This window comes from Psychrobacter cryohalolentis K5, from assembly GCF_000013905.1.
Taxonomy (GTDB): Bacteria; Pseudomonadota; Gammaproteobacteria; order Pseudomonadales; family Moraxellaceae; genus Psychrobacter; species Psychrobacter cryohalolentis.
Genome location: NC_007969.1, coordinates 840,005 through 863,591 on the forward strand (window position 1 = coordinate 840,005; position 23,587 = coordinate 863,591).

Sequence of the window (23,587 nt, forward strand, 5' to 3'; positions counted from 1 at the left end):
AATAAATTAACCACCAATCATCGACAAGTTATTCATAATGCCACTGTTCGAGTCATGAAGATGATGGTGCTCAGGTTTAATGGGCATAAAACTATGTAAAGTACTGACCAGTCCTGCAACATCATCTTGCTGCAAATGCTCACGAATGTCGTAATTGCCTTGATCAAATAAGCACAGATGCACTTTGCCTTGACTGCTAACCCGCAGGCGATTACAGCTGTCACAAAAATGGGCTGCATATGGGGCAATCAGTCCGATACGCCCTTTATAATCAGGATGACTGTACTCAATTGCTGGACCGTCGTTACTGCCGCGTTCATGAGTTTGCCAGCCGTCTTCTATCAGATAATTGGTAATGATGTCGGTTTGCGCATGCTGAGCAAAAAACAAATCGCTGTTGTCACTGGTCTGCATAAATTCAATAAAGCGATAAGTGACTGCTCTATCTTTGACATAATCAATGGCATTCATTAAGTTTTCAAAGGCAGTTTCTGCCATCAGAATGCTGTTTATTTTAAGCTTAATATCGGTGGTTGCCAGCAAGGTATCCATATCAGCCAAGAGTTGCGGCAACATATCAAAGCCAGTCATCTTATGGAAAGTAGCGGCATCAAAGCTGTCCATACTGATATTAAGCTGATTTAGTCCAGCTGCCTGCCAACTAGCCAGGTGCTTACCAAGCTTATAACCATTACTGGTCATGGCAACGGTTTCAATGCCTTCAGTGTTTTTGATTGTTTTAATAATGTCTACCACATCACGGCGTATAGAAGGCTCACCGCCCGTAATCCTGACTTTTTTGGTGCCAACTTGGGCAAATCCGCGGATTAACGTAGCAATTTCAGCGACACTAAGCTCATCTTGGGGAGGTTTGCCTTGATAGCCATTGGGCAAGCAATACTCACAGCGAAAATTACAGAAATCAGTAATCGATAAACGCAAATAGGTCAGACGTCGTGCAAAGCCATCTGTTAATGGTTGAGCTAAGTTAACTGCAGAATCAGTAGACAAAACTGCCAATTTCGATGGTAAATGATCATCAAAAAAACTAGATGCAGCAGTAGGCGAATACAGTTGAGCATTTCCTACGGTGGGGGCAAGATGGTTCATAGATGATTACCATTAATATAAAATATAGTGTGTACTTTTAAGCGTTGCCTCAGGTTGTGAGTGAAATAGGCTATTCAGGTATAAATATGACCGAGTAACTACAAATAACGATCAACCGTCATTCAATTAGTGACTAACACCAGAGTAGCAGTTAGATAATAAATGTTAAGTTTCACACGGTCTATAGCATAGAGGTTTATTCACTGTATCATTTTTAAGCGACATTCACTATATCCAAGGGAAAGGTTGCACTTGTACGCTTTCGCCAGCGGCTACATTGCCAGAATCTTGTGCCATTACAATAAAGCAGTTGGCATGGCTCAGCTGTTTGATACGGTGTGATTGTTGTTTGGTAAAGCTTTCAACGTAAAAAATGCCTGCTTCATCTTGGGTTAAAACGCCTCTTTGGAAGTCCTTACGACCCGCTGATTTTTTAACATCGTTTTTAAGTGTTGCCATGACTGTTAATTGCATGGGTCGCTCTGAATGAGACGCGCCTGCCATTTGCCACAAAGCAGGAATTACAAACTGTAGCGTACCAACGACCGTCGATAGTGGATTACCAGGCAAACCAAAATATAAGACAGGCTTGGCAAGGTTTTGCGTCAGCTCACCAAAGACAAACGGCTTACCAGGTTTCATTGCGACTTTGTAGTGGTTAATCTTGCCCAATTGCTCAATGACGGTGGTCAAAAAATCATAATCACCAACGGATACACCAGCGGTAGAGATCAGTACGTCACACTCTTGCATGGCTTGAGTGACAGCAGCCGTCGTTTTGTCTAAATCATCAGGGATAATCCCATAATCACGAATATTTATAGGTAAATCAGAGAGCAGACTTTTAAGAGTGGGGGTATTAGAGTTATAAATCTGCGCCAAGCTTTTAAGCGCATTACCAATCGCAACCAGCTCGTCGCCTGTCGCGAGCACACCAACCGTCAAGGGTTGATAAACGTTGACTTTATCAAAACCCAAATTCGCCAATAAACTGATATCAGCAGGATTTAGGCGCTTACCTTTGAGTAAAACGGCTTCTCCCGCTGCAATTTCTTCGCCTTGTTTGCGAATATGGTCATCAGACTGAGCCGTTTGGCTAAGGATGATTGAGTATGGCTTTGATTTATCAATGCTGCCTTTTATCGCGGCAAAATTGGTGTTTTCTTGCATGATAACGGTATCACATTCATCAGGTACGACTGCACCAGTAAAGATGCGTACTCCTTGACTTGACTGGATATCACCATTATAAGGGCTACCAGCTTGCGATTCTCCGATGATGGTGATGGTAGTATTTGTTGCAAGCTTAGTCCTTTTAGCAATCGCATAACCATCCATCGCAGATAGGTTCTGTCTTGGTACCGAAAAAGGCGAGACGATATCTTCAGCCAGTATGTGATGACAGCTGTCTAATAAATCGTAGTTACTGACGGCTCTTTTATCAAGCGGATAGTCGTTATTATTATAATTCTCTACGCGCTGCTGTATCTCAGCTACAAGCCCTTCAACCGTAATCATAACCTTGTACTCATCTTATTAATGTTGAGCTATATATAGCATCAGACATACTTTATACCATAAGAATGACATGGCTGACAGGGATTTTATAAGCGGAGTCGTAAGATATGATTGAGGTTGTACGTTAGAAAATAAATAAAAATAGAGCAGATTTTCATATCACTTTACCGAGATGGTTTTTTATCGCTTGCTCGAAGAAAACGATGCAGAAGCTTCAAAAAACCATCCCAGTAATACTATTTTGTCATTAACAATTGCTTATAACCTTAAGCCAGCTCTATACTCATTTTGGGACCAAAGGGTTCGTAATGAATGTTATTAAGGACATGGTCAAGGATGATCAGGCTATCAATAATGCTTTCCATAAAAGGCATGGAACCACAAACATAAATATCAGCAAGTTTAGGCAAATTGCTAAGCCAAGCTTCATTCAGAATCTGCCCAGACTCAAAGTAAAAAATGTGCTTTTCTACGTTTGTCGCAGTAGCCAATAGTTTATTAACTTCACTATCAAAAGCATGATGCTCTCGGTTTTGGCAAGCATAAACCCAAACGATAGGACGTTTTGGATTGGCGGTAACTTGAGCTTCTAACATGGATAAAATAGGTGTCACGCCAACGCCAGCACTGATCAGTACCAAGGGAATATCGTTTTGCTGTACCAAATCTTGGTCTAGCTCAAAATCACCAGCCGGTGCCGACAATAAAACGGTGTCACCGATGGCTAGATGATCATGTAAATAATTAGACACTAGACCATGATGCTCATTGCGATTGTCACGTCTAACTGCAAACTGGATACCTTGATCGCTATTGGCTGAGTACAAAGAGTAGTGACGCAGAGCAATATGTTCGCTTTCTGCTGGGTCTGTTTTTACGGTAATGTATTGACCGGCAGACAGTTTAATCTTGCTTAAATCGATAGTCTGATTGTTTACTGAATGGTCATTTACCGGGACGACGGTAAAGGCGGCGATATCAGTCGCTGCTTCTGCTTTTGCCGTTACTATAAACGGTGCAAAGCCTTGCCACATTGCTTGCTCATACATACCATGCTCGATTTGGATAAATATCGAGGCAATCTCATCATAAGCTTCTGCCCAAGCCGTAAGGATATCGTCAGTTGCTGCATCACCCAATACTTCCTTGATGGCAGCAAGCAGATGCTTGCCAACGATAGGGTAGTGCTCTGGTAGGATTTGTAAGGCGCGATGCTTATGGCTGATTTGCGTCACTTGCGGCAATAATGTCGCTAAGTTTTCTAGATGTTTAGCCGCTGCCAAAACCGTCATTGCCAGTGCAGTCTGTTGACGACCAAGCTTTTGATTGGTTTCATTAAAAATATCAAGTAGTTCAGGATGCTCATGAAACATATTCTTATAAAATACAGTAGTAATCGCGGTTCCATGCTCTTCGAGTACCGGTACCGTTGCTTTGACGATTGCTAATGTTTGTAGTGACGCCATTGTGGATCCTTTAGTGAATATTCACATTGATAGTATTTAGTGATTTAAGATTAATGAACGAAATTAATAACGATAATCAAAATTCTGAACCGCCGAATGAGCCAATAAAACGCAGTGACTCAACATTTAAAAATCAAATCGTTAACCGAAATTATAAGATTCATTTTAAATGAATCTTATAGTATATTATCTCTGTTCTAATATCAATGATGCAATACTATTGTACTGATTCCTTTTGGCAACATTTCTGTATCACAATCTAATTTTACTTTGCAGGCAAAGAGGTTCACTTATGCAAAGTCCACATACATAAATCATTAGCTTTAAAACGCTACGATTCATTAAATAGATGTCCCGTCCTAAAATAGATTGATAGTTTTTGCTAAGCCAGATACCCTGAGTATCTGGCTTTTTTGTATTAAGCAGGACATAAATAACCGTCATGTACCTCAGCAGGTGTTCTCATATTCAAACTTAAATGCGGTCTGATATGGTTATAGACATAAATAGACTCATCGATCAGCTGTTTAAGCTCACTCATCGTATTGCACTCATACAACAAGAACTCATTCTTTAAAATCCCATTAACGCGCTCAGCCAATGCATTTTGATAACAATCATAGCCATCGGTCATAGACGGTGAGATGTTATTTGCTCTAAGCACCTCTTGATACTCTGATGCACAGTACTGAAGGCCTCTATCAGAGTGATGAATCGCTTTATGAGTATAACGCCGCCTTTGAGCTGCCATCTTAAGCGCTTTTACAACCTCAGTCGCTGGCATACTCTCACTTAAATGATACCCCATGATCTGTCTTGAATACCCATCCGTTACTAACGATAGGTAGTGCGTCCCTTGTTTGGATGTGACATAAGTAATATCAGCCACCAAGGTTTGTTCAGGCTTGATAGGCGCAGGGGCATCTTTCGTTAGATTGGGATGTTTTTTCATCCAGTGCTTACTAAAGGTTGTCTTTGTATAGCTACGTTTAGGCATCACTAACAAGCGGTGTGCTCTTAGATAATCAAAGAAGCCATCACGGCCAATCTTTATGCCATGAGCCATCAGCTTAGGCTTAATGAGCCAATATAACTTCCGACCCCCTATACGAGGCATGAGTATTCGATACGCTTGCACCCAGTCTTTGATGACAGCAAACCTGCTTGCTTTGTCATGCTGCCGAATACGGTGTTGATAAACCGCTTGCGGACTAACACTAAGCAACCGGCATCCTTGAGCTAAACTTATTTGTTTGTCTGTTTTGAGTTTCCAAAGGATGCCGTAGAAGACTTTTTTCTAGCATTTTCTCCATAGTCATTTTCAAATACTTCGACTACTTTACTTAAAATAAGGTTATGTGCTTTGGCATCAGCCAGTTCACGTTCTAGGCGTTTGATGGTTTGGGCAGGGGTTTCTTTATGCGGCATAGTCTGGCTCTTAAGGGGATGGATCCAGTCTAATTTACCATGCTTTCGCAGCCACACCAAAACGGTACTGCGTCCTTGTATGCCATAAATTGCTTGCGCTTGTTTATAGGTCATGTCGCCTTTTTCTACACTGTCAACGACGGCTAATTTAAAGCCTAAAGTATAATCTTTTTGAGTGCGTTTAACCTTTACAGTGTCTAACTTGTCCATGAATAAGCTCCTTTTTCGTAAACTTATTTCAGGACGGGACAAGATGGCACAAAAAAGCCCTGTTAGGTTGAACTGACCCCCAAATGTTGGACGGTTTAGTTTATATCAAGGACTGAGTTCTGTACTTAACAGGACTCAGTCCTTTTAGTTTGAGTTGAATTCTTTCATGATTATAGTAGTGAATATACTCATGAATCTGTTTCTCTAAACCTTCAATCGAATTAGGCTTTTCAATATAAATCGTCTCACACTTTAGGGTACCAAAGAACCCCTCCATGAGCGCATTATCCAAACAGTTGCCTTTTCTGCTCATACTTTGCTTAATACCATGCTGTTTCAGCACCTGTCCAAACAGTCTCATTTGATAATGCCATCCTTGATCAGAGTGCAGCATTAACTTGTTATCACGGCACGCTTTCGTCTTTGCCAAAGCATCCTCTAGCATCTTGCCAACTAAGTCATAAGTGGGTCTCTTTGAGAGTGTATAACTGACAATCTCATTGTTATAACAATCAAGTATGGGTGACAAATACAGCTTATCATCACCCACCTTAAACTCAGTAATATCGGTCAGCCAGCGCTTATTTGGTTTATCTGCATGAAACTGGCGTTTTAAATAGTTCTTCGCAATCTTACCTTGTTGTCCTTTATAGGAGCGATACTTCTGACGTCTTATCTTTGCGCTAAGCTTCATGTCATGCATAAGCTTAGCGATGAGCTTATGGTTATGATGACAATCTAGCTGCTTTAATGCAGCCGTGACTCTACGATAACCATACCTGCCTTTATGCTGATGGTAAAGCTCAGTAATACGCTGTTTTAAGTCTCCATATTTGTCTTTAACGTCAAACTGACACCTATGGTAGTAAAAGACACTTTTAGCCATCTTAGCGATGTTTAGCAAAGCAGATAAAGGGTGCTCTTGTCTTAGTGCTTCGATGAGCCTTGCTTTTTGCCTGCTTGTTCCTCCGCTTTGAGCAAGGCATCGAGCTTTTTTAGGTACGCAACCTCTGCACGTAGGTATTCATTCTCACGCTTAAGCTCTGCTAAGGTTTTCTCATCATCTGGTTTGCTTGTGATAAATGGCTTGGTCATGGCGGCTCTACCTTTAGGCTTGGTTATTAGTCCAGACATGCCTTGTTGTCGATATGCTTTGTGCCAGTGGCTAATTAAAGCAGGTGAGCTGATATTAAATGTTAAAGCGACCTCGGATTGACTTAATCCTTGCGTCAGCATGGTCGTAATCACTTTGTATTTAAACCCACTGCTGTATTTAGCCTTACTTGTCTTTGGCTTGATCGCGTCTATACCACCGCTTTGATATTGCTTAACCCATTTTTGTACAAGTTTCGAATCTACTTTAAACTTCTCACTTGTGGCAAGTCCGGTATGTCCTTGCAGATAGTATGCGATGACTTGCATCTTAAAGTCTAGATCGTAACGCATAAAAATACCCCCATAAGTTGTGTCCAACTTATGGGGGTCGGTTCAGGTACAGGGCTTTTTTTATTAAGCGATAGGTAACTTCTTTATTTAAAATAGCACTTTAGACATTTTTGCCGTGTTGCTTTTGCTGAATGTCTTTGGCTAAGTTATAGCATTCATTGATATGGTCAGTAGCAATCTTCTTAAAGATCATATAGCCCATAGTACCTGCGACCAGTTGACCACCAAGTGGGATAAATTTGGTCACTTGCTTAGCAGCGATACGACCACCAAAGCCTTGAACGGTCTTCTTAACGATACCACGGGTTGCCATTAAGCCTGCAAAGTCAACAGTACGATCTTTTAGCGCGCTCCAGTGAATAGCGCGTGACTCTAAGTCTACCGCTGCTTGGCGATCTTCGAGTAAACCAAAGCGCTCACTGATTTCAGGTAAAAGCATCGTGAGCATGCTAGCGTCAATTGCCACATCAAAAAATGGTACCGGAACGATAGCAACACCAGCAGAGATTCTGGCGCGCTTTTTGACCATGGCGATACATTCTTTTTTGACTCGTTCAAGATTTAAGTTTGGATCAATCGTATTCGGTAGTTTTTCAGCTAAAGGGGTCGTTTTCATGAAATATCCTTAAAATAGGTAAAAATAGCAATTAAAAGAAAAAATAAAACATCAAACATAGAATAAATAAAAAGCAACTGCAGTGTTTATAAGATGCCTACCATTTTATGTATTTATAAACGCCATACAATCGCTGCTTTGTAGCAAAATGCTGAAAAATAGGGGTAATCTGCACCGTTTTTGTAAATGAAGCCATACGCTAAAAATATAAGTTTAGAAATAAATACATTGTCTAGGTGCGCTAAAATTATTCTATAAGTTACGTGATGATGGATGTATAAGCAATCTCTAACCTTGCACCGACATGCCAAAAATTACCTCTAAATTAATATTGTGAGCACTTACTAAAGCCAGTAGAATAGCTTCATGCTAAATTTAACTCCCCGTTATACCAGCACTCGCATTGACGAGTTGCCCGCCGCGTTGCAACCACTTGCCGCCCAATCACTGACGCTTGCTCGCCTATATGCCGCTCGCGGTATTATGCAGCCAGATGAGCTTGAGATTCAGCTGGCTGGGTTGCTGCCTGCTGAGAAGCTAAAAGGTATCATTGAAGCGGTAGATCTATTAGATATCGCTATTGATGACGGTCAGCGTATTCTGATCGTTGGTGACTTTGACTGTGATGGAGCAACCAGTACGGCGTTAATGATGCGCGCCCTGACTGCCATGGGTGCCAAGGTTGATTTTCTAGTCCCTGACCGTTTTAAATACGGTTATGGGTTGACGCCAGAGATTGTCGAATTGGGTATTAAAACTTATCAACCGCAAATGATTGTCACGGTAGATAATGGTATCTCAAGCCATGAAGGAGTGGCGCGCGCGCAGGCTGATGGCATTACTGTCATTATCACTGACCATCATCTGACCACCAAAGAGACACCGCCTGCTGAAGCGGTAGTCAATCCCAATCAGCTTGATTGCACTTTTGCTAGTAAAGCTTTGGTAGGTGTTGGGGTAGCGTTTTACGTGCTCGGACGACTGGCAAAGCTGCGCCGCGATGCTGGCAAATCTACCGTACAAGTCAGTCAATATTTGGATTTAGTGGCGCTTGGTACGATTGCTGATGTGGGCGTACTTGATAAAAACAATCGGATCTTGGTCCATCATGGCTTAGCGGCTATTCGTCAAGGACGTGGTTCTCTTGGCATACTAGCGTTACTCGAGCAAGCGGGTCGAGATCCCAAAAAACTACAGGCGCAAGATTTTGGTTTTGTCTTGGGTCCACGTATTAATGCGGCTGGGCGTATGGATAATATGCGCATCGGTATTGAGTGCTTGCTAGCAGATGATTGGGGAACGGCGCAGCGATTGGCACAAGAGCTTGAGCAGCTGAATCGTACGCGTCGCCAAGTAGAAGGTGAGATGCGTACGCAAGCGGATAATATTGTCCAAGCATTAGCTGCTACTAATATAAGTATTGAAGCGGATGTTGAAGAAAGCGATGATATTATCGTTCAGAATAGGCTTGAGAAGAAGAGCACTAATACCCGCAGTATTGTGTTATATCAAGATGACTGGCATCAAGGTGTTATCGGTATCGTCGCAGGACGTTTGAAAGAAAGCCATTATCTGCCGAGCATTGTCTTTGCGCCAGCGAATACTGAACGTACAGGTGCTGAAGATGCCATCAAAGGCTCAGCACGTTCTATTGCTGGCGTGCATATTCGTGATGCCATTGAACAAGTTGCCGAGAGCCATCCTGATTTAATCAGTCATTTTGGCGGTCATGCCATGGCAGCAGGACTGACGTTGAAAAGAGGTAACTTTGATGCCTTTGTGACAGCATTTAACACGGTACTGGCACAGATGGAGGATGAGGTATTCGCTGAGCAAAAATTCACCGATGGTGCTTTGCAAGCAAATGATTTTAGCTTATGGTTTGCTGAGCATCTTGCAGAGTCTAGTATTTGGGGACATGGGTTTGCGCCACCGATATTTGATGGGGTGTTTGAAGTGTTGAACTTTAAAGTGTTAAAGGATCAACACCTTAAACTGTCGCTACGTTATCCTGATGTAAAGTATCCGATTGAGGCGATTCAATTTAATTTTGATAGCAGTGCTTGGGATTACCGTGCTGAAAAAGTACATATATTGTTTGAGCTGGACATCAATGAATGGAATGGTAAACAAAGCTTGCAGTTAATGATAAAAGATTTGGCGCTGGTAAAAGAGACGGTCGAAGCGAACTAGAGGCTTAACGGTACAGATATTAACTGCGCTAATAGTTGCTAAGCGTCCATATTTCCAATGCTTTAATATTTCCATTCAATGGTCGGAAACTGCCAATCATAGCGAATAGCAAGCATGCGTAAGGTAAAAATCGTTGCCATTGCTGAGATATCAGCAATCCAAGCAGTCACGCCAATATGGTGTAGCGCAAAGTAAAGGATACCACCTGTTAAAGCGGCGGTAATATAAATCTCTTGCTGTAGCACCAGCGGAATTTCATTGCAGATCATATCGCGGATGATACCGCCGACAATAATCGTAATAACCCCGAGTAATAGTGCCACCGGCATATTTGCGCCCATACTATCAGCCACCTTGATACCGATTAAGGTGAAGGCTGACAGACCAATAGTGTCAGAGAGTTTAAGAAATGTGTCAACACGTCTAGAATTGGGGTGAAAGAATATCTGCATCACCAGTGAAGAGATGGTAATAACTGTCAAATAGCTCATATCTACCATCCAAAACAGTGGGTGACGATCTAAAATCACATCACGCACCGTACCCCCTCCGATAGCCGTCACAATCGATACCAGCAAGCAGCCGAACACGTCGAAATTTTTATGCTTAGCTAATATCGTCCCTGAAATACTACAAGCGACAATACCAATCATATCGAACAAATAAATCAGTGAGCGCGGGTTAAAAGTAGTAATCAAATCCGAATCTAAGGCAATAATGGGCATGAGTTATTCTCATTAAGGCACTGAGATTACAGTGCTGCTAGTTTCTTCGCTCATCGTAAAAACTGGCTAATCCGTTAATCGATCAAACGAATGGAAGGCAAGTGCCAATCGAATTTCAATGCCAGCATACGTATGGCAAAGATGATAAATAGCATTATAAATTCGTTTATTGTCGCGTCTAGCCCCCAGTAGTCGAGCACCAAATACGTCAATGAGCCTGCAATACTGGCAGTGATATAAATCTCACGCTGTAGTACGAGCGGAATCTCATTACAAATGATATCACGCAATAAACCACCAATAATGGCTGTCCAAACCCCCATCATAATAGCAATCATTGGCGCTATGTCTTGCGTCAATCCCACTTTAAAGCCAATCACACTGAAGGCTGCTAGACCAATAGCATCAAAGAACTTAAGCGCGTTATCAATTTTATGATACAGATGAAAAAACATTTGCAAGATAAGAGAGGTGGCAGTAATCACAATGACGTAATTGAGATCTGTCATCCAAAATAAGGGGTGGCGATCAAGTGCCATATCCCGTAGTGTACCACCGCCGATAGCATTGACCAGTGCAACTAATATGCAGCCTGCAATATCAAAACCTTTGTGCTGCGCGAGCAATGTGCCAGCGATAGCACAGGCGATGATCCCAACCATATCCAACATATACAGCAGGATATCGGGGAAAATAAAGTTATTTATCATCGCTATATTTGAGCCTTAACCATCTTTGGCAAATAATATCAGTCCCAGAATGATGAGCGCAATACCCACCAAGCCCAGTGTAGAAGGAAGGGCATTATTCAGTAATAACATGCCACCAATTAAAGCAAATATCACTTCACTAGCTTGGGTAGAATCTACGCCTGCCACCTCACTCGATGTCACCGCTTGCTCACGGGCATATAAAAATATACTCGTCGCCGCCACACCTGCGAGTACTGCTACCAGTAACGTATTAAAAACCTGTGTGAACGCCGGTTGCTCAGGACGTATTATTAAGCCTAATAGTAACCAAAACGGCAAACTACCGAGGGTCATTAACCAGACTTTATTAAAGGCATTTTGTAATAAGGTTGTTTCAATCGCAGGAATGCGCGCAATGAGATTTTGCAAGCGTGATGCAGCTTGTCTATCGATAGGTAGGATAGGGGCTTCGGTAATGATGCGTTGGGTATGAGTGTCAATGTTATCATCAGTGTCATTTGGCTGAAGATTATCACGAGCCTGTTGCTGCTCAGCACTGTGTTTGCGCGAATTATGAGACACTTGCCACACCAGCTGATTGCCAATCGGATAACTGAATGCTGCAATCAGTGCAGGCAGCGCGCCATATAGCAGCATATCAGCCATAGGTACGGTATCAGCGAGAGTGGATGCATGTAAGCCTTCACTGATATTGACCATCACTACGCCGATAAAGACCAATAAAGCATAAATGATAAATTTCTTATCAAATCTTTGCCCAAATGCCACCAATACCAATAAACTTGTCACCACCGTAAACATAAAGGTTGCTGCAACCACCCAGCCTGCAACGTGGTCGCCAGCATAACAAATGCCAGTATAGAACACACCAAAGCCGATACTGCCGGTAATACACCAAAATCGCCAATGCTGAAAGAAGATAGCACTTAATTCTCTAATACGTCCAAAACCATGCTGCATCGCAATCAGGACAGTAATGATGAGCCACATAAATAAATAGCGTAGGCTTGCTGACCAAAACCAGTGCCCACCAGCACTGCTCATCATCTCATTTAATATAAAAGTGGAGCTAAAAAACGCGCCCGCTAATAAGCCCAATAAAATGAGTTTGACCATAGCTGTCCCTTTCTTCCTTGGCTTGCTATTTATTTGAGAATCCATTCAGATTTTAGAGACTATTTGCCCTTGGCATCCGCCCAAATAATCTTATGTAGTTGCAATTGAAAACGTACGGGTAGGGCGTCGGTTAACATCCATTCGGCAAGCTCACGTGCGAGTACTGGCACTTCTGGGCTATTATCGTTTGCCGTATCTTCATGTGCCACATTAAACATCGGTGAAAACCATACCGTACCGACCAAGTCATTTAGCTTATAGTCGATAAGCTTTGCTTTTGCCCAGTCATAATCGGTGCGATTCATGATGACAAATTTTATTTGGTCATGTTGAGTGAGGTAATCGAGGTTTGACCAAAGATTCTTATCAACTTCACCTGAGCTTGGGGTTTTTAAATCCATCACTTTGCTGACCGCTGGCGGGACATTTTCGACCGTCAGTGCCCCTGCCGTTTCAAGAGAAATCTCATAACCCTCATTGAGCAGACGCTTCATCAATTCAATAGCGTTAGGCTGGGCTAAAGGCTCACCACCGGTTAAGCAAATACGCTTACAAGGGAAGCTGGCAATAGTCGCCATAATAGTCTCAAGCGACTGACGTTCGCCGCCACTAAAGGCATATTCGGTATCGCAGTAAACGCAACGTAGCGGGCAGCCGGTCAAGCGTACAAATATCGTTGGTAAACCTGAATTCAGTGCCTCACCTTGCAAAGAATAAAAAATCTCCGTTAAACGTAACCCTGCTTCAGGGTCAGTGACAGGGATAGCAGCGGTGCGTAAAGATAACTCACTCATAATATTTCAAATACAGTTAAGGATTGATTGTGCCATCGAGCACATATCAAATAAAAAAGGTTTAAGAATCTGTTTAATGCTCGGAAGTTCAGCGCCCAGACAAGACAAAGATTATAACGTAAAGTCCTCTATTAAGCTGCTACCTAACAATAAAAAAGATGCTGGAGCACAAAGCTTCAGCATCTTTTTTTATTCAGACTTTTTAATCAATAATTATATGAGTAGTAATACAAATTTAAGCTAAACGTAATAACTCATTTACGGATGTTTTAGCACGGGTTTGCGCATCGACTTTTTTCACGATGATAGCTGCATACAAACTATGCGTACCATCTTCAGAAGGCAAGCTACCTGGCACAACAACTGAGCCTGCTGGTACGCGACCACGATGAATCTCGCCAGTTTCGCGATCATAAATACGAGTAGATTGACCGATATAGACGCCCATAGAGATCACTGCGCCTTCTTCTACGATAACGCCTTCAACGATTTCAGAGCGCGCACCGATAAAGCAGTTGTCTTCAATGATAGTCGGATTGGCTTGTAATGGCTCTAGAACACCACCGATACCGACACCGCCTGATAGATGGACATTTTTACCGATTTGAGCACATGAACCAACGGTCGCCCAGGTATCTACCATAGCGCCTTGATCGACATAAGCACCGATATTAACATACGATGGCATCAATACGGCGCCTGGCGCGATATAAGAGCCTTTACGCGCAACGGCTGGCGGTACAACACGCACGCCAGCTTCTTTAAACTGCGCTTCTGTCCAATTTGCAAATTTGGTTGGTACCTTGTCATAAAACTGGACATGCTCGCCCGCTGCTTGAACGTAGTTGTCATTTAAGCGGAACGATAGCAAGACAGCTTTTTTTGCCCACTGATTGACGACCCATTCGCCATCCTTTTTTTCTGCAACGCGCAAAGTGCCGTTATCTAGCTGCTCAAGTACTTGATTGATGGCATCACGGACATCTTGTGGCATGGTTGCTGGGCTATACTCGTTGCGGTTCTCAAAAGCTTGTTCGATGGTTTGTTGTAATGACATAAACATTCCTAGAATTGATGAAGGTAAATAAAAACTTGCCGTATTGTCGCTAATTTGGCGACTTTTAGCAAACGTGATAGACGATACTATAATTTCGGGATTTTATGGGCTTAAGTATTGCTATTTATCCAGCCTAAGATGTCTTGGTAAACCTGCTCTTTATTCTGTTCATGGAGCGGCTCATGGCGCATGTGAGGGTAGAGCTGCACAGAGACATGATCAAAATGTTGTCTGTCTAGGCGATTGGCAATATTACGAATACCGCGACCCATATCACCGATTGGGTCATTTTCTCCGCTGATTAATAACATTGGAAAATCTTTGGCAATCGTCATTGCCCAGTTTTTATGCAAGCCTGCATTCATCAGTGTAAAGAGGGTCATAAAGCCGTTATTGGTAAAATCAAAACCCGTCAATGGATCGGCTTCATAAGCTTCAACAGCGGCAGGATTTTCGCTTAACCAAGCAAACTTTGATGAAGAAATACGATTATTAAGCTTGCTATTGAGTACTTTGTTCATCACGTTAGCAAATAAGGTATTTGGCTTTTTAGGCGCCGCTTTTGTCAATAACTTATTGATAGGCAATAATACTTTGATCAATGGATTGGCATCTGCTGTACCCATTAAAATAGCACCGGTAAAATTACGCGCATGGTGTTTAAGGACGTTACGGACGATAAACGAGCCCATAGAGTGACCCATGACGAAATGTGGTACATTCGGATGACGCGCTTTTAAGCTGTCCGCCATGACGATGACATCTTTTAATAATGACTGCACAGGATGCTCTTCACCAAAAAACCCCAAGTCTTTGGCTGATTTAACAGTTTTTCCATGACCAAGCTGGTCATAAGTGGCGACCGCAATACCGTGATCGGCTAAAAATTGCGCCACGTCTGCATAACGCCCGCTGTGCTCTGCCATGCCGTGTACAATCAGCAAGGTTGCACTAATGACAGTATCACTATGGCTCGGCTCAAAAAAAGTATGATGCAGATAATGGGTATTGTCAGAGGAAGTTATTTGTTCATTATTACTCATAAAAATCCAGTCCTTGAATGGTTAAGGGTATGATGAGATAGATTATATATTTTTTAGGGCTTTATTATAGGGATAAGTTATTGCTACAACCAATCTAATTGCGAAATTTGGCAACATTAGTATGTTATTTGGTTTTTAGTCAGCGTTATGGTCTATTCATTTAAACGACAGCTACAAAAATATCGACCATAAAAAAACCCCCATCAAAGTGATGAGGGTCTTGGCAAATGCCATAATCGAATCAAATATGATTCAAAAAATTTACTACTAAAATATGGCTCTCCAACCTGGGCTCGAACCAGGGACACACGGATTAACAGTCCGTTGCTCTACCAACTGAGCTATTGGAGAATAAGCGGTAAGTGTTTAATGACTTACTGCGAGCTTAGAAAGTCTCTAACGAGTTCTTACTAAGTGGGGCGTATTCTAGCAAAGATAAAAAATACGTCAAGCTTTTTTTGCATGTTTTTATACATTAAAGATATTAACGGTAGCGCAAAGGGTGTTGTCGAGCCAATTTGCGTCATATCTTCGATATCACTCTGTTTGCGAAGTAACAACAAATAAAGCAACTTGCTTATACTATAATTATTTAGATTTGATAAATAAAAGACTGTATTGGTTAATAAAATGATGCTAATGAAATTACATTGTTAATAGCTATAAAGCTGCTAAAGGCTTATCAGATAAAGATTTATCAAAGCCAAACCAAGAATAAGATAGCAAACGACGAAAAGGACATTTGCGATGACAGACACTGCTAAGAAACAACATATTGTGATCACGGGTGCGACCTCTGGGATTGGTTATCAGCTGGCAAAAGACTATCTGCGAGAGGGACAGCATGTCTATGCCGTCGGTCGCGATGAGGAAGCCTTGTCTGAGCTAAAATCATTAGGAGCAGAAACTGTCGATTTAGATCTAATGGATCGAGATAAGGTGATTGCTGCTTTTGATAAAATTAATGAGATTGATTTGGCGATTTGCGGCGCTGGCATGTGTGAGTATCTAGATATGCCAAACTTTGATAGCACGGCATTTATGAAAGTGCTGTCGGTGAATATGGGTACGTTATCGCATGCCATTGAAGCAGTACTGCCAAAGCTGATTGCTTCAAAAGGACGCTTAGTTGGTATTGGCTCGGCGTCGGCTTACGTGCCTTTTGCTCGTGCAGAGGCTTATGGTAGCTCAAAAGCAGCTATTCACTATTTAATGAAAACTTTACAGATTAGCCTTGCACCGCAAGGTGTAGCAGTCAGCTTAGTAGTTCCCGGCTTTGTAGAGACGCCAATGACCAAACAAAACGATTTTCCGATGCCGTTTTTACAGACTACACAGCAGGCAAGTCAAGCGATTCGTGACGGTATAAAAAGTGGCAATGACGTTATTGAATTTCCCAAAAAACTGACGTTACCATTAAAAGTATTAGGGACATTACCTGATATAGTTTGGCAACAGGTCAGTACAAAAATCAATAAAAAATAGCCAGTTTTAGTATTTTTGAACACCTATAAAGAAAATAACTAGGAATATTTTATGCCGTTTTTACGCCGTAAATCTAAGCAGCTATCTAATCAAGTAGAAGCCGTTGTTAAGGCTACAAGCTGTCATTCAGAGGATAAGAAGGATGCACAAGTCAGAAAAAATGTCGCTATTATTGGCTCAGGGGTATCAGGTTTAACTTGTGCTCATTACTTGGCAACGCAATTTGACGTCACCGTATTTGAAGCCAGTGATTATATCGGTGGACACGTAAATACCATTGATGTGACGTTACAAGATGGTAAAAAGTCCAAGTCTAATAAAGTTGAAAAAAGTGCCATAGATACCGGCTTTATTGTCTTTAATGAGCGTACTTATCCTAACTTCTTTCGCTTACTTCATGAGCTGCAAGTACCATTTCAAGCAACAGATATGAGTTTCTCAGTCAAAAATACTGCACGCAACTTCGAATATAACGGTCATACGCTCAATACCTTGTTATCACAGCGCAAGAATCTTCTGAATCCGAAGTTTTGGGGATTTATTAATGATATTTTGCAGTTTAATAAACGGGTGCGTCAGCTACGTCAAGATTATGATAAGGCGCGTGAGCAGGGGCAGGATATTGCTGTTTTTACCAAGCAAACGCTAGGCGAATATCTAGATACTAAAAAGTATGGTGATTTATTCACCGATAATTATCTATTGCCCATGGTATCTGCGATTTGGTCGACCAGTCTGCGCGACGTACAAGATTTCCCCTTGGTATTTTTCGCTCAATTCTTCGATAATCATGGTTTGCTTGATGTGGTCAATCGTCCGCAGTGGTTTACGATAAAAGGCGGTTCTAAGCATTATGTAAATAAGCTGATCAAACGTTTTGTGAAGGCAGGTGGCAGCGTTCGCGTGAACAGTCCGGTGCAATCAGTTACTCGCAAAGATAATAAGGTGATATTGAACGTTACAGATACAACAGATAATAAGACGCAAGGACTTTTGTTTGATGAAGTCATCTTTGCCTGTCATGCAGATACAGCGCTCAAAATATTACAAGATGCCAATCCTACCGAGCAAGAAGTACTGAATCATTTTGCCTTTACCGATAACACAGCCATTCTACATACCGATACCTCAGTCTTACCCAAAAAACCGCTGGCGTGGGCAAGCTGGAATTATTTAATCGATGATAAAAATGCTATTAAAAAAGATAAAGAATCGCTGCAAACTGCCACAAAGCCCGTATTGACCTATCATATGAATATTTTGCAGCGCTTGACCAAACAGCATAATTACTTAGTAACTCTCAATCATGAGGTGGATGAGAGCCAAGTCATCAAGCGTATCGACTATAGCCATCCAGTATTTAATAATGAAATGATTGCCGCGCAAGCACAGTGGTCAAATATCTCTGGTAGTAGCGATTCACACACCCATTTTTGCGGTGCTTATTGGTTCAACGGCTTCCATGAGGATGGCGTAAGAAGCGCGCTACGTGTCTGTCAGGCATTGGGATGCAACATCGATATTAAGGATAGCGTTGACCCAAGCCATTTACCTGATACTGAAAGCGCACATACGCCGTTCCGCTATAAAGATTTACCAGTAAAAGCAGACAAACAATTACGCAAACTTAAGAAACGTCAGCTAGTCTCTGCCACGACCAATCAAGAGTTGGTTCAATACATTGCAATGTTGGCGCCCACGGCTAAAGCGTTTAAAAAGAAAAAACTGGGATTTTTTGCTGCTCGTAAAGATAAGCACTCGTAGCAGTTAAATACAGCATGACCAATTAAGGTTATTAAGTATGGTAGAAGCAGAACAGCCTAACAGTATAAGTGTAGAGCCTACCTTGGCAAATGATACTAAGCGCTTGCCGCACCAAATATTTCACGGAATAACTTGGCACAGCCGGTTGCTACCGAGTGTGCATAAATTTGCCTATCGTTATCGTTATTGGGGCGTCAACATTACTGCATTAGCAGCAGGGAAAACATTGCCAGAAGTGGATATCAGTTCATTTAGCGACAATAAAATCCTAAAAAAATGGCCATTTAATAAACAATTACTATTCTCTGGAACAAAAAAAGCCTTACAACAGTTTAATCCTGAGGATTACTTACAAGGATTGAGCACACAAGATAAAAATAGCCTAGGTAAAAGCAAAGATGCTGACGATAAAGGAAGGTATTTATCAGATGTTCAATCACTAGAACAACGGTTAATTCAGGTATTTACAGAACGGACGGGTAGCGCACCAACAGGTGATATGATTGGGATGGTCATTTGCCGTAATGCAGGGATATATTTTAGCCCAGTAAATTTTTATTTGGGTTTTGATAAAGAGCAAGAACCCAGCCATCTATTGGCAGAAGTATCCAATACGCCATGGGATAAACACCATTACTATGGGTTTTTATTAGATGGCGCAAACACTGAGTTTTGTCACGATAAAGATTTCCATGTCTCACCTTTTAATCCTATTGACCAGCAGTATCAGTGGCAAGTAACGATTAAAAGGGCAATAAAAAATACTGTCACCAGTAAAGTAAAAAGTAAGAAAGAAAAGCTGTCTAATCAATGCTTAGACGTTCGTATCGCTATCAATATCAGCGATAAGCGCGGTGAAGTACTAAAAACAGGTATTAAAATGTCTGGCGTACCAATGACGGCATCGACGATTTATGAGAGCTTGCGCAAAAATCTACTGATGAATATAACGTCTTTAATGCGTATTTATGGGCAGGCTTTTAAACTCTATGCTATCAAAAAAGTACCCTATATTAATTACGATGAAACATTAGACGATAGCAAGCAGCAGAATGGCAATAATAAGCATGAGCAATGACAGTAACTATTATGCCAAAACTTCAAAGGTTCAAAGACTCAAGAATTTAACGTAGAGCTCTTACTATCGAATAATTATACAAGGATGGATAAATGATGTCAGCAAGACTAGCAAGCAAGGCACCCGTATCAAAATTAGGAAAAATCACTGCTCACATCAATCAAACGCTTAACGATAGTGCTATTTTGCAGCCAGTTAGTAATAGCGTGAATTATCTGGCGCGAAAAGCCATATTCCGAGCTTTGAAGCACATTCAATTTGGTGGTATTACTATCATTGAGGATTTTGTTGGGCAGGATGCTAAGCTGCATTGTTTTGGCACAGCTGCTTCTAGCAACATAAGTAGCTCAGCTATCGGTCGTCATACATTGGATGTGACGCTGACCATTCATGATAGCAACGTCTATCGTCAGTTATTATTTGGTGGTTCTATTGCGCTAGCGGACAGCTATATCAATGGCGAATGGGATACAGATGATTTAACGGGTTTGATTCGACTGGCAGCGCGTAATTTGGCAGTACTTAATCAGTTAGAAAATCGTTTTGCGGTTATTAGTAAAACCTTTGAGCGAGCCAATCATAAGTTACGCAGTAATGATAAATTGGGTTCAAAGTCTAATATTTTAGCGCATTACGACTTAGGTAATGACATGTACCAGCGTTTTTTAGACGATACGATGATGTACTCATCAGCAGTCTATAAAAAAGTAGATACGACATTGGCTGAGGCGCAGCAGCATAAACTCGCTTTGATTTGTGAGCGTTTACAACTGAAACCCGAAGATACTGTCATAGAAATTGGGACTGGTTGGGGCGGGTTTGCTATTTATGCAGCAACGCATTATGGTTGTCATATAACGACGACCACTATCTCGGATGCGCAATATGAAGAGGCGCAGCGCCGTGTAGAAGCGGCTGGACTGTCGGATAAAGTCACGTTATTAAAGCAAGACTATCGCGAACTGACAGGACAGTATGACAAGTTGGTCAGTATTGAGATGATTGAGGCGGTTGGACATGAGTATTTACCGACGTTTTTTGCTAAATGTAATAGCCTGCTGAAGCCAACAGGTTTAATGGTATTACAAGCCATTACCTTCAATGATCAAAATTATCAAGACTATATAAAGTCGGTCGATTTTATTCAGACGCACATTTTCCCCGGTGGTTGCTTACTATCTAATCAAGAATTGACGACGCAGTTTACTGAGCAGACCGATATGGTCATCAAACAATTGCATGATTATGGTTTTGACTACGCTTTTACGCTGCGGGATTGGCGTACTGCGTTTATGGCACAACGTGAGGAGATAAAAGCACTCGGTTATGATGAAGCGTTTATTCGCTTATGGGAGTTTTATTTCTGCTACTGCGAAGGGGGGTTTTTGGAACGTACGATTGGAGTCGTGCAAGTCACCGCCGTTAAGCCAAACAACATTGATGCATGGCATTCATAGGCTGCATTTTAGTCCCTATTATAAAAGGATCTTACTATGGGTTATATTTATATCTATCTTGCTTCTCTTGTCATATTTTTGGGCATTGATGCGGTTTGGCTGAAGACCATGACTGGTCTGTTTTATGAAAAGCGTATCGGACACTTACTTGCCGAACAGCCAAATATGACTGCTGCTGGGGTGTTTTATCTGTTTTACCTATTGGCGCTGTGTATTATTATTTTATACCCACAAATCAGATCAAATGCGCCGATTCACCATATCTTCTTATTGGGCGCTTTGATAGGACTGATGGCTTACGGTACTTATGATTTTACTAGCTTAGCCTTATATAAAGGTTTTACTCTGGACACCGCTTTGGTTGATTTTGCTTGGGGTGGTATTTTAACAGGTTCAGTGAGTGCTATCGTGGCTTGGCTTGCTTATCGTTTTCATTGGTTAAGCTAATCTAGTAGTTAAGTTAAATCGACTATATTTGCGCTGTCGGAATTGCTATTGTATAAATAGCACTTTAAATAGATTCTACCCCCGTTAAGGAACATTATGACGCAATATAACACCAGCTCTACCGCCAAAACAGTCCCATTAAACCATGAGCTGTATATGTCAGTGCTTATGACGCCAGATATGGCCAATTTTATTGGTAATGTCCATGGTGGGGATTTGCTCAAGATGCTGGACCAAGTCGCTTATGCCTGTGCCAGTCGCTATAGCGGTAGTTATGTGGTGACACTGTCAGTTGATCAGGTGATGTTCCGTGAGCCTATTCATGTTGGAGAGTTGGTAACGTTTGCGGCTAGTGTCAATTACGTTGGTAAGACTTCAATGGAGGTCGGCATTCGAGTAGAGGCAGAAGATGTGCGCGCACGTACCGTTCGCCATACCAACAGCTGCTACTTTACCATGGTGGCGATTGATGAAAATCGTAAGCCAACGCTAATCCCTGAGCTTGAGATTAAAGATGCCTTGCAACAGTGCCGATTTGACGCAGGCTTAGAGCGCAGAAAGCTGCGTATGGAAGGCTCGCAACGTATCAGCTGTGACATCAGTAAATTGACTAATAAAGTAGCAAGCGCATAATCTGCTCATTAATGCAGACAATAAACATACTCTCACCAAAACATTACTGATAAGAACAGGTTTTTTGACTACAGTAAATGGAATCTAAAGTAACTAATAGATCAGCTAGTGTATATATGTAACTAGTTTGGTTTTATACCTTAAACCATCCATTTATTGAGACCTAGATGAGTTTAAAGCCGCTAGAATCCAATCCAAAAGATGCGCCAACGCCGCGCGCTGATACGCACGGCATTGGTCGCTCTCGCGCTCAAAACCCTTTTAAGGCTTCAGATAACACCAATTCTGACCCCTCTAAATCTACGCCAAGCCATGATGACAAAAAATCGAGCTCACTAACAACGGTATTGATTGCAGTTGGTGCCAATCTTATTATTGCAATTGCTAAAACAGTAGCAGCGTTTATGACGGGTTCCGCTTCTATGATAGCGGAATCAGCGCATTCTTGGGCAGACGCGGGCAATGGTACACTGTTAATCGTTGCAGAGAAAAAGTCGGTCAAACCTGCTGACAAAAGCCATCCACTCGGCTACGGTAAAGAGTCGTATGTATGGTCGATGATTGCCGCGTTTGGTGTATTTATGGCAGGTTCAGTAGTGTCTATTTATACTGGCATTACCGAGTGGAATGCAGCTGAAACTGAAACCAACTATACCATCGGTTTTATTATCTTGGCAGTCGCCTTTGTGCTTGAAGGATTTTCTTTAACACAAGCGTATTTGCAAAGTAAAAAACATGGCGAAGCGATTAATGTCAGTGCCATCGGCTATGTGATGGACACCTCTAACCCCACCTTGCGCGGTGTTTTCTTTGAAGATTTGGCGGCAGTCATTGGGTTGGTTGTGGCCGCAGCTGCTATGGCAATGCACGCCTATACAGGCGAACCATTTTGGGATGCGCTTGGGTCTATCATTGTCGGTATATTGCTGGCCGTAGTGGCAGTCTTTTTAATCAGTCGTAATCGTGATTTTTTGGTTGGCTATAGAGTCTCAGAAAAAATGCATGATTATATTTTATCAGAGCTTATCAAGCATCCAGATATTGATAGTGTTTCTTACTTGCACTTGGAGTGGGTAGGTCCCAAAAAAATATTTATGGTCGCGGCGGTCGATATTGCTGGAAATCAACATGAGCATGAGATTGCGCACAAATTTGAAAGTATAGAAAATCAGTTTCGCAGTCAGTCATTGTTTCAAGAAGCTATCTTAACTTTATCTGTCCCTAACGCTGAAATCTTACGCTTACCTGATAATGAACATTTATAATCTATAATAAGAATGAGAACATA

Annotated in this window: 21 protein-coding genes and 1 tRNA gene; 8 read left to right on the top strand and 14 right to left on the bottom strand. The window is 41.7% G+C overall.

What is annotated here, in order from left to right; translation table 11 throughout:
- Positions 1-6 precede the first annotated feature (6 nt).
- The 7 genes from moaA to PCRYO_RS03740 all read right to left on the bottom strand — a co-directional run bounded on the left by moaA (position 7) and on the right by PCRYO_RS03740 (position 7,794).
- Positions 7-1,110: a GTP 3',8-cyclase MoaA gene (gene moaA / locus PCRYO_RS03705; protein ID WP_011513062.1), complete on the bottom strand. Its 1,104-nt coding sequence runs from the start codon at positions 1,108-1,110 to the stop codon at positions 7-9.
- Between the two features lie 228 nt (positions 1,111-1,338).
- Positions 1,339-2,628 (bottom strand): molybdopterin molybdotransferase MoeA, encoded by a 1,290-nt coding sequence (glp, locus tag PCRYO_RS03710; RefSeq protein WP_011513063.1) that lies wholly within the window; start codon positions 2,626-2,628, stop codon positions 1,339-1,341.
- A gap of 266 nt (positions 2,629-2,894) precedes the next feature.
- Positions 2,895-4,094: a globin domain-containing protein gene (locus PCRYO_RS03715; RefSeq protein WP_011513064.1), complete on the bottom strand. Its 1,200-nt coding sequence runs from the start codon at positions 4,092-4,094 to the stop codon at positions 2,895-2,897.
- Positions 4,095-4,512: 418 nt separating this feature from the next.
- Positions 4,513-5,732 (bottom strand): IS3 family transposase gene (locus tag PCRYO_RS03720; protein WP_088591978.1). Its coding sequence is split into 2 segments (ribosomal slippage): positions 4,513-5,393 and positions 5,393-5,732, totalling 1,221 coding nucleotides; the frame shifts between segments, so codons are not numbered across the junction.
- Positions 5,733-5,832: 100 nt separating this feature from the next.
- Complete coding sequence (locus PCRYO_RS03730) at positions 5,833-6,756, bottom strand: IS3 family transposase (RefSeq protein WP_105575668.1); 924 nt, start codon at positions 6,754-6,756, stop codon at positions 5,833-5,835.
- Positions 6,660-7,178: a helix-turn-helix domain-containing protein gene (locus PCRYO_RS03735; RefSeq protein WP_011513068.1), complete on the bottom strand. Its 519-nt coding sequence runs from the start codon at positions 7,176-7,178 to the stop codon at positions 6,660-6,662. The genes PCRYO_RS03730 and PCRYO_RS03735 overlap by 97 nt, the downstream gene beginning before the upstream one ends.
- 100 nt (positions 7,179-7,278) lie before the next feature.
- Complete coding sequence (locus tag PCRYO_RS03740) at positions 7,279-7,794, bottom strand: hypothetical protein (RefSeq protein ID WP_011513069.1); 516 nt, start codon at positions 7,792-7,794, stop codon at positions 7,279-7,281.
- A 366-nt stretch (positions 7,795-8,160) separates the two neighbouring features.
- Between PCRYO_RS03740 and recJ the strand changes: the two genes are divergently transcribed.
- Positions 8,161-9,987, top strand: a complete 1,827-nt coding sequence (gene recJ, locus PCRYO_RS03745; RefSeq protein WP_011513070.1) for a single-stranded-DNA-specific exonuclease RecJ — start codon at positions 8,161-8,163, stop codon at positions 9,985-9,987.
- A gap of 62 nt (positions 9,988-10,049) precedes the next feature.
- Here recJ and PCRYO_RS03750 read toward each other — a convergent pair whose 3' ends face one another.
- From PCRYO_RS03750 to PCRYO_RS03780, 7 genes are all read right to left on the bottom strand, one after another.
- Positions 10,050-10,712: a trimeric intracellular cation channel family protein gene (locus PCRYO_RS03750; protein ID WP_011513071.1), complete on the bottom strand. Its 663-nt coding sequence runs from the start codon at positions 10,710-10,712 to the stop codon at positions 10,050-10,052.
- A 74-nt stretch (positions 10,713-10,786) separates the two neighbouring features.
- The gene (locus tag PCRYO_RS03755) at positions 10,787-11,422 is read right to left on the bottom strand and encodes a trimeric intracellular cation channel family protein (protein ID WP_011513072.1); all 636 of its coding nucleotides are present in this window, start codon (positions 11,420-11,422) and stop codon (positions 10,787-10,789) included.
- A gap of 15 nt (positions 11,423-11,437) precedes the next feature.
- Positions 11,438-12,541 carry a multidrug resistance efflux transporter family protein gene (locus PCRYO_RS03760; RefSeq protein ID WP_011513073.1) on the bottom strand — a complete coding sequence of 368 codons (1,104 nt, stop codon included), beginning with the start codon at positions 12,539-12,541 and terminating at the stop codon, positions 11,438-11,440.
- 59 nt (positions 12,542-12,600) lie between these two features.
- Complete coding sequence (gene queE / locus PCRYO_RS03765) at positions 12,601-13,335, bottom strand: 7-carboxy-7-deazaguanine synthase QueE (RefSeq protein WP_011513074.1); 735 nt, start codon at positions 13,333-13,335, stop codon at positions 12,601-12,603.
- A gap of 235 nt (positions 13,336-13,570) precedes the next feature.
- A complete protein-coding gene (gene dapD / locus PCRYO_RS03770) occupies positions 13,571-14,392 on the bottom strand; it encodes a 2,3,4,5-tetrahydropyridine-2,6-dicarboxylate N-succinyltransferase (protein ID WP_011513075.1) in 822 nt (273 codons plus the stop codon).
- 110 nt (positions 14,393-14,502) lie between these two features.
- Complete coding sequence (locus PCRYO_RS03775; RefSeq protein WP_011513076.1) at positions 14,503-15,435, bottom strand: alpha/beta hydrolase; 933 nt, start codon at positions 15,433-15,435, stop codon at positions 14,503-14,505.
- 275 nt (positions 15,436-15,710) lie between these two features.
- Positions 15,711-15,786, bottom strand: a tRNA-Asn gene (locus tag PCRYO_RS03780).
- Positions 15,787-16,182: 396 nt separating this feature from the next.
- Between PCRYO_RS03780 and PCRYO_RS03785 the strand changes: the two genes are divergently transcribed.
- The 7 genes from PCRYO_RS03785 (at position 16,183) to PCRYO_RS03815 (ending at position 23,564) form a co-directional block, all read left to right on the top strand.
- A complete protein-coding gene (locus tag PCRYO_RS03785) occupies positions 16,183-16,920 on the top strand; it encodes an SDR family NAD(P)-dependent oxidoreductase (protein WP_011513077.1) in 738 nt (245 codons plus the stop codon).
- A gap of 51 nt (positions 16,921-16,971) precedes the next feature.
- Positions 16,972-18,684 carry an NAD(P)/FAD-dependent oxidoreductase gene (locus PCRYO_RS03790; protein ID WP_011513078.1) on the top strand — a complete coding sequence of 571 codons (1,713 nt, stop codon included), beginning with the start codon at positions 16,972-16,974 and terminating at the stop codon, positions 18,682-18,684.
- Between the two features lie 37 nt (positions 18,685-18,721).
- Complete coding sequence (locus tag PCRYO_RS03795; RefSeq protein ID WP_011513079.1) at positions 18,722-19,762, top strand: DUF1365 domain-containing protein; 1,041 nt, start codon at positions 18,722-18,724, stop codon at positions 19,760-19,762.
- A gap of 92 nt (positions 19,763-19,854) precedes the next feature.
- Complete coding sequence (locus PCRYO_RS03800; protein ID WP_011513080.1) at positions 19,855-21,219, top strand: SAM-dependent methyltransferase; 1,365 nt, start codon at positions 19,855-19,857, stop codon at positions 21,217-21,219.
- A 36-nt stretch (positions 21,220-21,255) separates the two neighbouring features.
- Positions 21,256-21,666 (top strand): DUF2177 family protein, encoded by a 411-nt coding sequence (locus PCRYO_RS03805; protein WP_011513081.1) that lies wholly within the window; start codon positions 21,256-21,258, stop codon positions 21,664-21,666.
- 96 nt (positions 21,667-21,762) lie between these two features.
- On the top strand, positions 21,763-22,299 hold the full coding sequence (locus PCRYO_RS03810; protein WP_011513082.1) for an acyl-CoA thioesterase: 537 nt from the start codon (positions 21,763-21,765) through the stop codon (positions 22,297-22,299).
- Between the two features lie 167 nt (positions 22,300-22,466).
- On the top strand, positions 22,467-23,564 hold the full coding sequence (locus PCRYO_RS03815; RefSeq protein ID WP_011513083.1) for a cation diffusion facilitator family transporter: 1,098 nt from the start codon (positions 22,467-22,469) through the stop codon (positions 23,562-23,564).
- Positions 23,565-23,587 lie beyond the last annotated feature (23 nt).

Coding starts and splice junctions, on each gene's coding strand:
- moaA (WP_011513062.1), bottom strand. CDS start 1,110: ATGAACCATCTTGCCCCCACCGTAGGAAATGCTCAACTGTATTCGCCT.
- glp (WP_011513063.1), bottom strand. CDS start 2,628: ATGATTACGGTTGAAGGGCTTGTAGCTGAGATACAGCAGCGCGTAGAG.
- PCRYO_RS03715 (WP_011513064.1), bottom strand. CDS start 4,094: ATGGCGTCACTACAAACATTAGCAATCGTCAAAGCAACGGTACCGGTA.
- PCRYO_RS03735 (WP_011513068.1), bottom strand. CDS start 7,178: ATGCGTTACGATCTAGACTTTAAGATGCAAGTCATCGCATACTATCTG.
- PCRYO_RS03740 (WP_011513069.1), bottom strand. CDS start 7,794: ATGAAAACGACCCCTTTAGCTGAAAAACTACCGAATACGATTGATCCA.
- recJ (WP_011513070.1), top strand. CDS start 8,161: ATGCTAAATTTAACTCCCCGTTATACCAGCACTCGCATTGACGAGTTG.
- PCRYO_RS03750 (WP_011513071.1), bottom strand. CDS start 10,712: ATGCCCATTATTGCCTTAGATTCGGATTTGATTACTACTTTTAACCCG.
- PCRYO_RS03755 (WP_011513072.1), bottom strand. CDS start 11,422: ATGATAAATAACTTTATTTTCCCCGATATCCTGCTGTATATGTTGGAT.
- PCRYO_RS03760 (WP_011513073.1), bottom strand. CDS start 12,541: ATGGTCAAACTCATTTTATTGGGCTTATTAGCGGGCGCGTTTTTTAGC.
- queE (WP_011513074.1), bottom strand. CDS start 13,335: ATGAGTGAGTTATCTTTACGCACCGCTGCTATCCCTGTCACTGACCCT.
- dapD (WP_011513075.1), bottom strand. CDS start 14,392: ATGTCATTACAACAAACCATCGAACAAGCTTTTGAGAACCGCAACGAG.
- PCRYO_RS03775 (WP_011513076.1), bottom strand. CDS start 15,435: ATGAGTAATAATGAACAAATAACTTCCTCTGACAATACCCATTATCTG.
- PCRYO_RS03785 (WP_011513077.1), top strand. CDS start 16,183: ATGACAGACACTGCTAAGAAACAACATATTGTGATCACGGGTGCGACC.
- PCRYO_RS03790 (WP_011513078.1), top strand. CDS start 16,972: ATGCCGTTTTTACGCCGTAAATCTAAGCAGCTATCTAATCAAGTAGAA.
- PCRYO_RS03795 (WP_011513079.1), top strand. CDS start 18,722: ATGGTAGAAGCAGAACAGCCTAACAGTATAAGTGTAGAGCCTACCTTG.
- PCRYO_RS03800 (WP_011513080.1), top strand. CDS start 19,855: ATGATGTCAGCAAGACTAGCAAGCAAGGCACCCGTATCAAAATTAGGA.
- PCRYO_RS03805 (WP_011513081.1), top strand. CDS start 21,256: ATGGGTTATATTTATATCTATCTTGCTTCTCTTGTCATATTTTTGGGC.
- PCRYO_RS03810 (WP_011513082.1), top strand. CDS start 21,763: ATGACGCAATATAACACCAGCTCTACCGCCAAAACAGTCCCATTAAAC.
- PCRYO_RS03815 (WP_011513083.1), top strand. CDS start 22,467: ATGAGTTTAAAGCCGCTAGAATCCAATCCAAAAGATGCGCCAACGCCG.